Below are 14,509 nucleotides of genomic sequence, written 5' to 3'. Positions count from 1 at the left end.
CCTACCCTTCCTTTGCCAGTATTTCCATCGCGCGGACGGCCGCCTCCACGTCCTCCTCCGTATTAAAACAGGAGAAACTGAACCGCACCGCCCCCTGTCTCTCCGTCCCCAGGGCCTGATGGTACAGAGGCGCACAGTGGCCGCCGGATCTGGTCTGGATGGCGAACCGCTCATAAAGCTCCTCCGCCACCTGCCCGGAGTCGTAATCCAGCAGGTTCAGCGCCACAATGGGAGCCCGCAGCCTGCGCTCAAAATTCCCGTAAACCGTCATCCCCGGTAGCTCTTTCACGCCCTCGTAAAAGGCCGCGGCCAGCTCCAGTTCCCTTTCCCGCAGGCCGGCCTCCCCCGCCTCCTTCCGCCACTCCAGGGCGGCCAGAAGGCCGGCGATGCCGTGGGTATTGAGGGTGCCTGCCTCCAGGGCTGTGGGCATCTCCAACGGCTGTCTCCGGTCATAGGTGCGGATCCCGGTGCCCCCCTCCAGCAGAGGGCGGACAGACAGTCCCTTCCTCACACAGATCCCGCCGGTTCCCTGGGGGCCGAACAGGCTCTTGTGACCGGTGAAACACACCACGTCAATCCCCATGGTTTCCATATCAATGTCAAACACCCCCGCTGTCTGGGAGGCGTCCAGCACGAACACCAGGCCGTGGCGGCGGCAAAGGGCTCCCACCGCCTGGATGTCCACCAGATCGCCTGTGAGATTGGAGGCGTGGGTACAGATAATAGCCTCCGTATTGGGGCGGATGGCCTGCTCAAAGGCCGCCGCCGGGATCTGCCAGCCATCTGCCGGTGACAGGGGGAGAACGGTGACCTCCACCCCCTGGGCCTCCATCCGCCTTAAGGGACGGAGAACGGAATTGTGCTCCATCACGGTGGTAATCACGTGGGCGCCAGGCTCTAAGAGGCCCTGAATGGCCATATTCAGGCTTTCCGTGGAATTGGCCGTAAACGCCGCCTGCTCCGGGCTGGGACAGCCAAAGAGCTCCGCCACCGCCTTTCTGGCCCGGTACACCACCCGTGACGCCTCCAGGGAACCGCCCACGGCTCCCCGCTCCGCGTTTCCCATACGGCCGCCCTGGATGGCATCGTACACCGCCTGGGCCACCACATCCGGCTTTTTCGCCGTGGTAGCCGCATTGTCCAGATAAATCAGTCGGTCAGTATCACGTTCCATGGCCCCTCCTTTTCCCGCACACGGCCCACAGCCCGGAATGGGAAACGCAGTCCGGCATTTTCTCCGTCCCGTTCCAGGGCCGCCGCGTCCTCCTCTCCCAGGCTTACCAACAATCCGCCGGAGGTCTGGGGATCAAAGAGCAGATCCGCCGCCCAGGCCGGCTCCGCCCGCACCAGGACGCGGTCCCGCAAAAACTCCCGGTTGCGGTAGCTGCCCTCCGGCACCAGGCCCATTCTGGCGCACTCCACCGCCTCTTTCTGCACCGGCAGGCGGGATAAGGACAGCTCCAGGGTCACGCCGCTGCCGGCCCCCATCTCCGCCCCGTGGCCCGCCAGGCCAAAGCCGGTGACATCGGTGCAGGCGTGGACGCCGAACCGCCGCAGGCACTCCGCTGCCTTCCGGTTTAACTCCGTCATCACCTGGGCCACCTCCCGCTCCGCCTCCTTGGAGGCCATACCGGCCTTCACCGCCGTATTCACCAGGCCGGTTCCCAGAGGTTTCGTGAGAAACAGCACGTCGCCGGGCCTGGCGCCGCAGTTGGTGTACATCCGCCGGGGATGGACAAAGCCGGTGACGCTTAAGCCGTATTTCGGCACGTCGTCCTGGATGGAGTGGCCCCCGGCCAGCACCGCTCCCGCCTCCTTCACCTTTTCCGCTCCGCCTGCCAGAATCCGGCCCAGAATAGCCGGATTGACGCAGTTTGGCCACGCCACGATATTTAACGCCACCTTCGGCTCCCCGCCCATGGCGTAAATGTCGCTGAGGGCGTTGGCCGCCGCGATCTGGCCAAACAGGAAGGGATCGTCCACCATGGGCGGAAAAAAGTCCAAAGTCTGAATCATAGCCAGATCGTCGGAAATGCGGTACACCGCCCCGTCGTCATTGGTCTCAATCCCCACCAGGAGATTGGCATCCTCAAACCGCGGCAGCCCCTCCAGAATGCCCTGCAGGGTGCCTGGGCCGATCTTCGCCGCGCAGCCTCCCCCCGGCGCCATATGGCTTAAACGGACTTGTTCGTCTGGTATCATATCATTTCCCTCCTTGTTTTGTAGAAAAGCATTGCAAAATAGGTATGAAAACCGGTGGGATATGGATTTCACCGGTATGTTTTTCCCCATTATAGCGCAGATCGCGGCAGAATGCAACAGGTTTTTCGAACATTTGTTCTATTTCAAGAAATAAACGCAAAAAACCGCCCGGCCCCGCCGCCCCGGCCCAGAATAGCTGGGAACTTTGGCAGGATTCCGGGCGGTTTCTTCCGCCGGATCGTTTCTTATTCTGTCACCCGTCTCGCCGCCACCACAAACCGTCCGTTTTCCGTGTGATAGCTGCAGGTGGAGAGAATCAAAATCTGATCCCCGTACTCCGGGACAATGCCGGTGTCAATGCTGGAGGCCCGCAGGGACTGATCCACAAACTCGTCAAAATCCTCCTTTTCCAGCTCCCCGGCATACTGATAATACCGGAAACCGGCCTCCCCCTCATAGAGCAGCCGGGTGCGGAAGGCGGCGAACACCTCATACTCCCGCTCCTCCTTCAGGCTGTCAAACTGGATGATGGGGTGGGCCTGCCAATAAGCCTCGTCCTCATACTCGTCCAATTCGCCGAACATGGTGCCGTTTTTCATATTGTGGCCGTAAATGAGCACGCTCATGCTGTCCGCGTCGCAGTTGTCGCCGATAAAGGGCGTACCGCTGGCGGACTCCTTTCCATAGAAATCCCGGTGGATGTAATACTGCATATCCTCCGGCGTGTGCATCACCGGGTAATCCATCTTCGTCCCGTCGATTTTCAGCCATCCAGCCATGTCCGGGTTCATCTCGTGAAGGGTGGCGTAGCGGGGCAGGGCAAAAGGCTCCTTCTCCTCGCCATCGCTGTCCCCAGAAACCACCGCGACAGTCTCCGCCGCAGCCCCTTCATTGGCGATCTTCGCCAGCTCCGTAAAGGTATTTTTCTCCCGCCTCACGTTTAAGAGAATGGTGCTGAACACAACGGCAGAGCCGATAAACACCACCGCGCACACTGCCATCACCAGCCACCTGAGGGTTTTTCCCTTTCTTCTGTCATTCATGCTGTCCAAAACCGGTTACCTCCTGAGTTTCCTGTGTGGATGGGGCAAAATAGTCAGGCCGCCTCACGCGGATAAGCCCCCGCCGGATGTCCGGCCCGTGCCCCTGGTATCCTGTGTAACAAAAAGGCGGAGCAGCCGAAACTACCCCGTCTTATTTGCTGTTGTCATATGATCCGCATTTTTATGCGTTCCGGCGTTTTCCCGTCACCGCCAAAAAGATCAGGCAGCCGCCGGAAATCGCCATCAGAGCCGCCCAAAGGGCCAGGTTCGTGGTGTCTCCCGTCTTCGGCAGCGCCAGCGGAACGAGATCGTCGTCAATCTGTGTGCCTTCGCCAAATCCAGGGGCCAACGGGGTTGCATCGTCATCAATCTCCGTCAGGCCGTCGCCCTCCACGCCAGGGCCGCTGGGATTGTAGGGGCCGCCGCCAGGTGATGTGCTGCCGCCGCCACCACCGCTGTCGCCACCGCCAGGTCTGTAGTAGCTGTTGGTGAACAGAAGGTCGTCTGCCTTTACCGTCTCGTCCGCCTCATTGGCGATCCATACCTGATAGGCCAGGCCGCCCTCCGCCGTAGCGGAATTGGTCACCCGAACGGTCAGCAGGTACACGGTTTCATCGTAGGTGAAACGATTTACCGCCTCTGAATTCTGGAAAATGCGGTAATGGTAATCGTTCGGCGATGTATAGGTAATCGGCCCGAAATTCACCTCTCCGGCGCCTGTGCGGGTCACTTCCGTGACTTCCGGCATCGGAGCGTTTTCGGTCACTCTCTCCATGACCAGCTTGTATTCCACATCCGACGGAATAGAACTGCCAGTCACCTGAATCTCCGCCGGAATGGTTACGGTACAGGACTTTCCCTGACCAAATGCCGTCGTGGGAATCATCATGGCCGCAAGCACAGCCGGAACGAGCGTACGAAAGAACAATTTCCTGATTTTCTGATACATTTCTTCACTGCACCTCCTTCTTGTGCTTATTCTTCTAACCGGCCAAACAGAACCACCCGGCCATTGGTCACCGCGTCCACGCAGGTGGACATTCCTATGATCTTGTCATCGGCTGTGACGCCAATGTCTCTGTAATTGGTGGAGTCTGTTTTCAGGTAATCCAGCAGCCGCTGCATATCGCATCCCTCTCCGTGTCCGTAGACGATGGAGTCGTAGGCGTCCACTTCCATGCAGGCAAACAGCCGGATTTGATACGTCTTGTGGGGCAGGTACAGGACCCCTGTCTCCCGTGCGGAAAAATATTCCTCATCCGTAAACTCGATCACATCTCCAAACATTCCGCCGTTGTCCATGTGGTGTCCATAGAGCAGGCTGTAACCGTCTGAAAAATCGGTCTTGTTCTTGCAGGAGAGAAAAATCGCACCTGACAGGGAAAATTCTCCAAACACATCTGTGTTTACATACTTCAGATCGTCCTCCCCCTGCACAACGGGGTAGTCGATATGAGTATCGTCAACGGTGATCCAACCACAGGTTTCCTCGTTGATCAGCATCAGATCCTCCAGGGAAAGATTTTCCCCGCCGGTATCCGCCGGTTTGTATTTGAGAAGGTCTTTGCTGAGGAAGGCCCCATGGTTCACCATGTAGTTGTCCCAGAGGGAATAGCCTCCATATGTAAGCATGGTAAAAATCATCAGTACCGCGAACAAGCTAAGCAACTTATCCCCAATCCTGGCTGCTCTGGCCGCCATCTCCACTCTGGGACACCTCCTGTCTGCTTTTCAGTAATCATTCTGTCTCAATGGTTATGCCGTTCCTCATGATACCACATCTTCATAGTATGTACAAGATCATCCGATCCCGGATTAGAACTCCTCTCTTCTCTTACGAAGGAACAGAACTGCAAATACGCCTGCGAATGCTACGAGAAGGATGTAGGGAGCGAAGTTGAGGATGATACCGGTCATGGGGATGTCATCTGTAGTTCTCGTATTTGTAAAGCTTACTGTATTTGTAGACTTTGTTACATCAATTCCAATGGCTGGATCTGCTGTTTCATTCCCTGTACCAGTTCCAAATACAGTATCATTGGAACCCCACGTATGGAGATCACTCATTCCCTCTGTTGTCGTATCATTATTAATAACATACTCTACAGTTTTATAGTTATAGCTCGGATTTACCTCATTTATCTGATATTTTACATTAGACGGAATACCCGAAATAGTAACTGTTCCTCCATCTTTTAAAGAAACTGCTCCTGCTGCGTTAGCCGTTCCATCTGTTCCCAATGTAATTTTCTCTTCCCTTAAATTACCCTTAGTTGTGTCATTAAGAACAAGGTTAAATTCTGTTCCACTCTGTCCACCATAAAATTCAATATTAAAGGTAAAGGGTCTATCTGTTTCTCCCATATCACCCTTTACAGTCTTACTTAAATTCAAACTATAAGTTGTGTATGTATTTACGAATGTCCCATCTTTCGCTCTCTCTGTGTCTACTACATAAGTATTATCTACTTTCTTAGCCATACGGAAAACAACTAAATCAATTTTCTTTTCCTTTTGCTCACCCTCACCGACATTAATCACCCTCACATCTAAAAATCTAGCCATATCATCATTGGAGATAGTTCCAATATTAGTAGGGAGAGCATTTTCTTCAATTAAATAACGATATACTCCAGGCTCTGGAAACGTCACAGAATCAAAATTAATCGTAACAGATTTGGTTAAATCCTCCGCCGTAGTATCATCTTTGTCAAAAGACACTCCATTTTCACCACTCGTGCCATATACCAAACTTGGAGTACCAACTCCCTGTCTAATTCCAGTCCCACACTGAGCCTCAGAAGCTCCTTTTATAGAGAAACCAAATGTAACCGTAGGAGTTGTCGCATTGGCATCTGATTTCTGTAATGTTTTATTAAATTTAATACCATTTACTACAGATTCATCATCACCCGTTATTCCCGCTGCAAATGCCGTCATTCCTCCCATAGTCATCACCATAGCCGCTGACAAAGCTACCGCCGTAAGCATTTTTGCGATTCTCGTCTTTTTCATAGATACTTCCTCACTTTCTTATTTTCTTACATTTCTTTTATATATATTGCCGCAGGCTTTTTCGGCAATATGTATCGTTTTCACTGCCTGTCGTTTGTGTTACAGGCTGGAGCGGCGGATCACCGCGAGCACTTTTCCTTTCATCTCGCTCATTTCCACGGCTCCGAAATACCGGCTGTCTCTCGCGCCATCCCGGTAGTCACAGAGGATAAAGAACTGATTTTCCTCCAGCTCCAGCGGGTAGCTCACCTCATCCCCATACCGGGGAGTGGAGTAGAAAATATCCGTTTCCACAATGGTGCTCCCGTTGACCCGCAGAGTGGAGTTTTCCGTGATTTCCACGCTGTCTCCGCCTACTGCGACGATTCTGCCCACATACTGTCTGCCGTCTTTTTCAAATACGACCACATCCTGAGCACGGAGCTTGTTCTCCAGGCGGTAGTAGAGAAGTACATCGCCGGAACTGATTCTGGGGGACATATCGTTGTTTTTCATGGGGGTGATTCCAAACAGGACCCCGAACATGATATACAACATGACCGCCATCATAATCAGTTTTCCAAAAAAGGATTTTACGTCCTCATAGTCAGCCAACCGGCGGAGCCGGAAATGGATCACCGTTTCCGGCGTCACCGGTTTGACTTCTTTTGCTTTTTTCCGTTTACTCATGGGCAGTTCCCTTGGAAATCTGTTCCCTCAGAGAGGCGATCTCCTCGTCCCTTTCCTGTAAACGGGCCTCGTACCGTTCCTGTTGGATCTCGTAGGCGGAGCGGTACTCCTCCTGGATCTTGTTCAGTTTCTTCCAAACGTCGATCTCGCTGACCCCACCAACGATTTGCTTCCGGAAGCGCAGTGTCTTGAAAAGCTCTGCGATGTCGTCCATATTCTTCGCTCCCATAGGCTCGTCTCCTTATTCCTTATTCTTCCTCCCGTCCATGTCTCCGTCTGACAGAGCTGTTAAACATAGCTCCCGCCGTGCAGATCATGGCAATGCTGAACATCAGCAGGTAGGGCAGTTTGTCGGTGAAGATGCCGGTGAGCGGGATCTTACTGGAGTCCTTTGTGTTAGTGAATACTACTTCTGTATTCTTTTCTGCCGTTCCTTTAGCCTCCGCTGTTATTACGCCGTCCACCTTAATCTCTGTATCGTATCCAAAAACTGGAGTTTCCTTAATCTCCCACTCATAACCATACGGAATTGTGATTGCAACAGTCTCGCCATGAGACAGTTCAAACGGGTATCCTTTCCTATTGTCTTTGTATTCAAGAGAACTTTGATCTTTTACAGTAAGATCCTCAGTATACTCTGTGTTGTTCTTTTCCAAAGTCAATACAAAGTTAAATGAACGATTTGTTTCTCCCATATCTCCTGCTACAGTCTTAGTTACTTTTAATTCTACATCTTGTTTTGAATATGTATTTACAAAAGCAACTGTTTCTGTAGTTCCTTTAGAAATTGTTCCTGTTACCGGATCCGTCGTAAGAGATACCGGAGTTCCAGTTCCCTGTTGATAAGTGGTCGCACGGGTATAGCCAGTTACGTCTGCGCCATTCTCTGTAATAGAATATTGCGTGTTCGGAGAAAGATTTTCAATCGTGAACGTGTATTTTCCGTTCTGATCCGGAGTTACATCTTTCAAAGATAACGTCTTGGTGTCTGTTTTATCCTTTAAATCATCGTCATGCCACTTAAGTTCTACTTCAAAAGATAACGCATTGACTAATGCCGTTTTCTCCGCAGAAGTTAAATTACCAGCAATTTCTTTTGTGATCACCAAAGTTCCAGGATGGATCTGAATTACAGGCTTTGCAAATTCTTCTGTTTTACTACTTCCTTTGTAGGTATAAGTAACCGTCGCTTTTTCTGTATCGGTATACTTATTAGAATAGAAACCTGGCTGCTCTGCGTGATACCCAGTTCCCTTATCCCCTGTATTGGGATATAGTTCGGTGATGGACTTTTCTGCATTATCACGATAAGTTTGATATGCTTTTTCTGTCGCCTCAATTCCCATGGTAACTGTATAAGTCCAGTTTTCTTCCAGCTGATAATCCTCCGGGAAATTCAGGGTGATCTCTCCGTCACTGTAACTTGCTGTTATTGTCGTTGCAGCATTATTGTCTGTCTTCACAAGGGATACTGATCCCACTCCCGTCTGAGAATTACCATTACCCTTATCAACTGTAATTGTAAGTTTCGGATCCGCCTCAGCCGGTTTTACATACTCACTCAGCGGATCAATTACTGTTACATTTGTGCACAGATAGGAAATAATTTCGCCTGCGATTTTGTCAAAAGCATTCTTCAGGGCATCTCCGTCAGATGCAGTTATTGGATTCAACTTGTTTTCTGCTGGCACAGCATTTACTAATTCCTGCAAAGCTTTTTCAAAGTTTCCTCCTAATCCAACAGCGAAAAAGCCATCACAATTCATTTCTGTAATTGCTGTTTTAGCGGTATTTAAGCATGATATAACATTTCGTTCATCTTCATTCGGATACACAGCCTCTGGGTTATATGTGTCTCCCTGTCCCGTACCGTACCAGTCATATCTCTTCCCGTCTGCCGAGTATTTTTTTTCGTTAGCTGTTATGTTACTATTTCTAAACGTAGGAAGTCCATCCGATAAGAAGATCACATATCGTTCTGCACCATCTCGGCAGCTTTGCAACTGTTGTATTCCTTTTGTAATTGCATCTTCATAATTGGTACCGCCATATTGGCTATTATTAAAATGCTCTTGTGCCAGTTTTATTCCATTTGTATTTATTGAAGTACTCCAGCTGCTATTCAACAAGTACGATTTACTTCCGAATTCTATAACATTATATCGCGCATCAATATTACTATTTTCATTTATATTAGTAATTGCAGTACTTATTGCATTTTTTGCAAAAGCTAACTTTGTGTCCTTGTTTGGCCAGGTACCCATCTCATCATTCATACTAGTTGAGGTATCCACAATAAACAAGACATCTACTTTCGCTTGTATCGTATCGGTTCCCTTAGAGCCGGAAACTGATAAATTCAAGCTATACGCACCCGTCTTCTCGTCGTACGTTACTGTCTTACTCTTGGTCAGCATATTTTCACTGGGTTGCGGCGGATCAACTGTCTCACCTGGGCCAAATACAAGATAGATATTTGCGGTTTTAGCCCACTCCCAATCTCCGTTCTCTATCGTCGCAACACACTGTCCACTCTCATTATAAAATTCAATTTTGTATGATTTATTTGGCCACTTTCCACTTTCAATAGCTTTAAAGGACACAACTTCTGATCCGTCTACCTTCCCATAATGTGCGCCCAAGTACTCTAGGCTGCCCTCAGTTGGCTCTCCTATATAATCCTTGAAGTAAATAAGTCGTCCTTCAGTTATCGACTGATTCAAATCACTAGTATCAATCTTCCCCTGCGCCAAAAGATCATTTCCTTCTGAAACATAGTGCAACTCAATATTTAATGTTTTTCCGAGACTGCCAGTATTCCACGTAATCGTAAATGTCGAGAAACTCTCCACACTAAACGCAGCCACTGCCTGGGCCTCATCACTAACTTCAATCTCATCCGTATCCGTCAGTTCCTCCGCCAGAGCCACGATACCATTCGTATCCTCAGCGGCATCGGCCACTTTCTCCACTTCAACCGAATCCCCAGTCTCTTTCAGATGCTGAACTACCACCGTAGACGGATCTGCGTCCTCCGGCAGAGTGCCTTCCTTCAGCTCGATGGATACCTGAACCTCTCCATTGGGTTCCACTTCCACACCTTCGCTGTCGCGGAAAGTAATATCCAGGGCCATCATGCCTTCGTACTGCGTTCCAGCCTGCTCCAGAGCGGTTACTGCCTCGTTGTACTTCTCCGGATGTTCTTCTGCGGTCAGCTGTTCTACGCGCATTTCCTCAGCGTCTCTCAGCACGCCTTTCCTGGCAATCGCCCGCACCCGGAACCCATCAATGTCCGCCTCAAACTTCTGCCCAAACACAATCGGTCCCCAGCCATCCATCACTCCCAGGTCATCCAGGGTGGTCACGAAGGCAACCGCGCCGTTCTCTCTCAGTCTTACGGCCTCGTAGAGTTCGCCGTCGATCAGTTTCTCCAGATCGGAGTTCGTCGCCAGATCAGAACTCGTGGCTACCGGCATATCGGAATCTGTGGCTACCGGTGCTGCTACCCAACTGGCTTTGTGGAAAGAAATCGCCGCTGTGGTGGTGGCGCTGTCGGAACCGCTGTTTCCACTGTCGCTGCTATCGGAACTGCTGTCTCCACCGTTGCTGCCAGAACCGCCGTCAGACGTGGTGCTGTCGCCGCCTGTGGAGCTGTTTCCGCCATCGCTGTTTTCTGTAGATCCGCCGCCGTTTTCGGTATTTCCGGTATTCTCAGAACCGCCTTCTCCGGCACCAGTCTGGCCGCCGGACTGATTCTCATTTCCGGCATTGTCGGAATCTGTATTAGGATCTCCGGTGTTTTCGGCGTCTCCACCGTTACCGCCGTTTTCATTATCTCCATCTTCAACGCTTGTGCTGTTGTCGTTGTCGCTGGTTGCGCTGTCATCGGTTTTATCGTCAGCGCTGTCTCCCGTCTCCCCGTTTCCGTCTGTTACGGTTTCATTGCCCTCTGTCGAATCGGTGGCGCCGCCGGGAGTGGTGACGTCATCCTCGTTCTCCGTGCCGGTGGTTTCCTCCGGCTGGGACTCTGTGGGGGCCCCTCCGTTGTCCGGAGCCTGTCCGCCCTCATCTGCCGGGCCGGTGGTCTCGGTGTCCGCCGGGGTCTCTCCGCCTGCGGCTGAACCGCCGCTTGAGGATCCGCCGCCGTTTCCGGCTCCGCCACCTGCCGGGCCCTGGGAGGTCTCATCCTCCTGAACCGCAATGGCTTTGCCGGGGGCCACCTCGATTTCCTCCGTATATTTGTCATCCATATAGATGACGGCTTTCTGAGCCTCGTCAGACCGGTTCGTCAGGAGGAACATAATCTCCTCGGTGCCCGCCGCCTCGTATTCGCTGTCCAGATCAATGTCCTGATCCAGTTTCGCGAACACACGGAGCTGCACCTTGCCGTCGTTGTCCTCAATCTCCGGTTTCAGCTCATACAGGCTGCCGCTGGGAGCGAACATCTCGCTGTACTCCTCCGCCGCGCTGCCCCGGAACTCCATGTCCTCATCCACCGTGTCGCCGTTTAATACGGCGTCCTGAAGGGCCTGATACAGTGAGGCCCGGCTCAGCTCAAACTCGTATCCATCGTCGTCTGTATCCTTATTTGCCGCGACTGTCGTATTCAGCACACTGCCAAACAACAGGCTGACACACAGCGCTGCCGAGCAGAGCTTTTTCCCTTCGCGGTTCAGGAATTTCCTGGCCTGCGAAATATTTCTTCTGCGGCTCTTTCCCCTACCGTTTTCTTTTCCCATATCCTGCCTTTTCCTCCCTCTTTCTATTTTGTCCATGCACAAGCGTCAAATATGTCTTTTATTCTTTTCGATGATTCTATCAAATTGGGTATCATGAGACCTATCAAAACATGGGATTTTTTTGTAATTTATGATTTTTTTGTGAAAAATAAGCGGACAGACAAAAACCGCCGTATGATTTTTTCATACGACGGTCGTAAATTTGAAATGAAATAGGGGAAATCACCAGCCCTCGCCCCCCCGGCAGCGCGGGACTGGCTACGACACCTCTGTAAATTTCTGGATTGTGTACTCCACAATGTGGGGATCCAGGCACAGGCGGGCGGCGATTTCATTGGCTGCAAGGCCATCTACGTGCAGGCGGATGATTTTGGCTGTGCGGGCCATTCCTTCTGCCAGACCTTCCGCAAATCCTTTGGCATATCCTTCTGCATATCCTTCTGCATACCTTTCCGCATACCCTATCTCTCTCCCAATCTCAATATTCTCCCGATCTCTCCACATCAGCAACATATTCTTGCCTCCCTCTATTTCTTCCAATCTTCATCCCTCTCCCATAAAGCCCTGAATCGTCTTCTCCACAATATGAGCATCCAGGTTCAGGCGGGCAGCGATTTCATCTGTTCCAAGTCCATCCACATACAGGCGAATAATTTTGTTTGTGCGCTCAGTACCTTTCTCTATTCCAATCTCAATATTCTCCCGATCCCTCTGCATCAGTGTCATATACTCAACCTCCATTTCTTTACTCTGTTTCACCTTCCGCACCCGCTCATGGATCTTGGCGATCAGGGGGTTGGCTGCCTCCTGAGCGAAGGCGTCGGTGGTGTTTTCCACGTACTCCAGAAACTCCCGCAGATCCGGCTCCACGTCCTCCGCCGTTCCCCTGGTGTTTAAAAACAGCTTTGCCGTCTCATCCCCCAAAGGCAGGGACGGATTCTGCCTACAGATATTTTCAAATGTATACAGATGCCTGCCGTCCTGAAAGGGGTCAAAGGTGCAGATAAAAATAACGTACGTCCGTTTCAGCGCCGAGTAGGGCTCTCCGGCGGAAATCAGGTCCAGATCCACATTTCCCTGATAATACCTGGCCCGCTTGGGAAGATCCCTCCTGCGGCCCCTCTGCATTTCCACATTGTAAACGGTGCCTTCCCCGTCGCTGACATATACGTCCAGCCGGATCCCCTTTCCTTCATATAAAAGATCAATGGTCCGCTGGGCCTCCGGCGAGACCACCCGTTCAATGGGAATCCCCAGAATCTGTTCCAGTACGCCCCGGCAGACCTCCGGGTCGCTCATCACCTTTGCGAACAGAAAATCGTCCTCCAGATCCAGCTCCTGGATGGTTTTCTCTCTTTGTCTCACGAAAGTATATCCCTCTCTTTCCTAAATTATAACACGACCGGCGGTGGGACGTCAGTCTTTTTCTGATTATATCAGGGAATTTTCGGAAATTAGGGCGACAAAAAACCCGGAATGCCGGAAACATTTCCATCCAGCCCTTCCGGGTTTTCCCATTTTTTACTCCCAGTCGTAGGGGGGCCGCAGCTCCGCCAGGGACAGCACGTCGTATTCGATTTCCGCCCGGCTGCCGGCCTGCTCTTTCAGGCTGCGGTTGATGCGGCGGTAAATGATTTCACAGTTTTTCTGGTCAATTCCGCTTAACAGGATGAGATACTGGGAATTGCTGTAGCGGGTGTAAACGTCGCCCTTGCGCAGGCTGCTGCCGATCACCTCTCCCAGAATATCCATGCGGGATTTCAGCTTTTCCTGGTTGCGGATCATTTTCCCCTCGTAGTCCACCAGGGTGCAGAGCATGAGAAATACAGAACGGCCGGACCGTTCCATATTGCGGTTGGTCACGTGGCACACGTCCACGAACCCGCGGTAAGCGCAGTAATAGGCCTTGCGCACATTCTTCACCGGCTTGGCGCACTCCCAGATCTCCTTGCCGATCTCCCCGATTTCCCCGGTGAGCTGATGGGGGATCTGGCTGATCCGCTCGTAGCAGCGCAGCATTTCCGCCGTGGGCGGCATTCCCATTTCCTCGGAATACTGGCTCACCATCTCATTGTAAAGGCTCTGGGCACGCTTGTACTCGCCCCGTTCAAACACCAGGTCAATGAGACGGATCTGCCAGCTGCTCTCCGGATACAGCCGGATCACCCGCTCATAGAGCTGCTCCAGCTCGCCGTACTCCTCGTGGCGGCGGTAGTAGTTTTCCATCCAGTACACACAGCTCTCAAATACCTTTTTCAGCCGGGCGTTCTCGCTCATCACCCAGATTTCCGTGGAAATGGAAGGGAGCAGCTCTCCCTGGTACAGCTCCAGCGCCTCCCGGTAGCAGGCGCAGGCAGTCTCCTCGTCCGCCTCCTCCTCTCCCCTGGCGGCCCACTCCTCAAACTCGTGGACGTCCACCGCCAGCGGAAAGTTCTCATCCGGCACGTACAAGCCATTTTTTCGTGATATATATTCTCCCTTGGGCAGGCCGGCCTTTACCATCTGGCGGCGCATCCAGTACAGGAGATTGTTAATACTGTTGTTGGAATCCGAGACCTCGCTGCGGTCATAGATGGCCTTCATCAGCTGTTCCTTCGTGATTCCCTTTTCGCCCCGCAGCCACACAAGCTGCAGCATCTGAATAAATTTCAGCGTGCTCTTGCGGCCCAGCAGCAGTTCCTTCCCCTCGCAGGTGATTGAAAAATCCCCCAGCATCCGAACATAAAAAACTCTTTGCCTGTCTCTTTCATTGATAATTCTCCACTCACACCTTGCCGTCCGGAACCCACACGAAAAAGAGGGGTCCGGCTATTTACAACAGAATCGTTCTTCTGTTGTAAA

At 51.8% G+C, this 14,509-nt stretch carries 12 protein-coding genes; all 12 read right to left on the bottom strand.

Annotated features, from left to right (window positions below; all coding sequences use genetic code 11):
* Window position 1: 1 nt before the first annotated feature.
* On the bottom strand, window positions 2–1,174 hold the full coding sequence (locus B5E84_RS12970; RefSeq protein WP_087223422.1) for an aminotransferase class V-fold PLP-dependent enzyme: 1,173 nt from the start codon (window positions 1,172–1,174) through the stop codon (window positions 2–4).
* On the bottom strand, window positions 1,150–2,202 hold the full coding sequence (selD, locus tag B5E84_RS12965; protein WP_087223420.1) for a selenide, water dikinase SelD: 1,053 nt from the start codon (window positions 2,200–2,202) through the stop codon (window positions 1,150–1,152). Before selD ends, B5E84_RS12970 begins: the two co-directional genes overlap by 25 nt.
* Before the next feature lie 245 nt (window positions 2,203–2,447).
* Entirely contained in the window at window positions 2,448–3,245 is a 798-nt protein-coding gene (locus B5E84_RS12960; RefSeq protein WP_242963371.1) for a class B sortase, read from the bottom strand.
* Between the two features lie 181 nt (window positions 3,246–3,426).
* Window positions 3,427–4,194, bottom strand: coding sequence for a Spy0128 family protein (locus B5E84_RS12955; RefSeq protein ID WP_087223416.1), 768 nt, complete (start codon window positions 4,192–4,194; stop codon window positions 3,427–3,429).
* A 26-nt stretch (window positions 4,195–4,220) separates the two neighbouring features.
* The gene (srtB, locus tag B5E84_RS12950) at window positions 4,221–4,946 is read right to left on the bottom strand and encodes a class B sortase (protein ID WP_330374260.1); all 726 of its coding nucleotides are present in this window, start codon (window positions 4,944–4,946) and stop codon (window positions 4,221–4,223) included.
* 114 nt (window positions 4,947–5,060) lie between these two features.
* Window positions 5,061–6,260, bottom strand: a complete 1,200-nt coding sequence (locus B5E84_RS12945; RefSeq protein WP_087223412.1) for a DUF7601 domain-containing protein — start codon at window positions 6,258–6,260, stop codon at window positions 5,061–5,063.
* A gap of 99 nt (window positions 6,261–6,359) precedes the next feature.
* Window positions 6,360–6,929, bottom strand: coding sequence for a signal peptidase I (gene lepB, locus B5E84_RS12940; protein WP_087223410.1), 570 nt, complete (start codon window positions 6,927–6,929; stop codon window positions 6,360–6,362).
* Window positions 6,922–7,158, bottom strand: coding sequence for a hypothetical protein (locus B5E84_RS12935; protein ID WP_087223408.1), 237 nt, complete (start codon window positions 7,156–7,158; stop codon window positions 6,922–6,924). Before B5E84_RS12935 ends, lepB begins: the two co-directional genes overlap by 8 nt.
* 19 nt (window positions 7,159–7,177) lie before the next feature.
* On the bottom strand, window positions 7,178–11,668 hold the full coding sequence (locus B5E84_RS12930) for a DUF7604 domain-containing protein (RefSeq protein WP_162612863.1): 4,491 nt from the start codon (window positions 11,666–11,668) through the stop codon (window positions 7,178–7,180).
* 258 nt (window positions 11,669–11,926) lie between these two features.
* Window positions 11,927–12,181, bottom strand: a complete 255-nt coding sequence (locus B5E84_RS12925; protein WP_087223404.1) for a hypothetical protein — start codon at window positions 12,179–12,181, stop codon at window positions 11,927–11,929.
* A 30-nt stretch (window positions 12,182–12,211) separates the two neighbouring features.
* Complete coding sequence (locus B5E84_RS12920) at window positions 12,212–13,033, bottom strand: Rpn family recombination-promoting nuclease/putative transposase (protein ID WP_242963367.1); 822 nt, start codon at window positions 13,031–13,033, stop codon at window positions 12,212–12,214.
* A 156-nt stretch (window positions 13,034–13,189) separates the two neighbouring features.
* Entirely contained in the window at window positions 13,190–14,383 is a 1,194-nt protein-coding gene (locus B5E84_RS12915; protein WP_087223402.1) for a bacterial transcriptional activator domain-containing protein, read from the bottom strand.
* Window positions 14,384–14,509: the final 126 nt, after the last annotated feature.

The organism is Lachnoclostridium sp. An14 (assembly GCF_002160755.1).
Classification (GTDB): Bacteria; Bacillota; Clostridia; order Lachnospirales; family Lachnospiraceae; genus Lachnoclostridium_A.
Note: the sequence above shows the minus strand (reverse complement) of the source record. Positions and strands in the feature narration are given on the sequence as shown.

What these genes read in the sequence shown, in the direction of transcription:
- B5E84_RS12915 (WP_087223402.1), bottom strand. Translation starts at nt 14,383, where the DNA reads ATGCTGGGGGATTTTTCAATCACCTGCGAGGGGAAGGAACTGCTGCTG.
- B5E84_RS12945 (WP_087223412.1), bottom strand. Translation starts at nt 6,260, where the DNA reads ATGAAAAAGACGAGAATCGCAAAAATGCTTACGGCGGTAGCTTTGTCA.
- B5E84_RS12935 (WP_087223408.1), bottom strand. Translation starts at nt 7,158, where the DNA reads ATGGGAGCGAAGAATATGGACGACATCGCAGAGCTTTTCAAGACACTG.
- B5E84_RS12955 (WP_087223416.1), bottom strand. Translation starts at nt 4,194, where the DNA reads ATGTATCAGAAAATCAGGAAATTGTTCTTTCGTACGCTCGTTCCGGCT.
- B5E84_RS12930 (WP_162612863.1), bottom strand. Translation starts at nt 11,668, where the DNA reads ATGGGAAAAGAAAACGGTAGGGGAAAGAGCCGCAGAAGAAATATTTCG.
- srtB (WP_330374260.1), bottom strand. Translation starts at nt 4,946, where the DNA reads ATGGCGGCCAGAGCAGCCAGGATTGGGGATAAGTTGCTTAGCTTGTTC.
- B5E84_RS12970 (WP_087223422.1), bottom strand. Translation starts at nt 1,174, where the DNA reads ATGGAACGTGATACTGACCGACTGATTTATCTGGACAATGCGGCTACC.
- selD (WP_087223420.1), bottom strand. Translation starts at nt 2,202, where the DNA reads ATGATACCAGACGAACAAGTCCGTTTAAGCCATATGGCGCCGGGGGGA.
- B5E84_RS12925 (WP_087223404.1), bottom strand. Translation starts at nt 12,181, where the DNA reads ATGTTGCTGATGTGGAGAGATCGGGAGAATATTGAGATTGGGAGAGAG.
- lepB (WP_087223410.1), bottom strand. Translation starts at nt 6,929, where the DNA reads ATGAGTAAACGGAAAAAAGCAAAAGAAGTCAAACCGGTGACGCCGGAA.
- B5E84_RS12960 (WP_242963371.1), bottom strand. Translation starts at nt 3,245, where the DNA reads ATGAATGACAGAAGAAAGGGAAAAACCCTCAGGTGGCTGGTGATGGCA.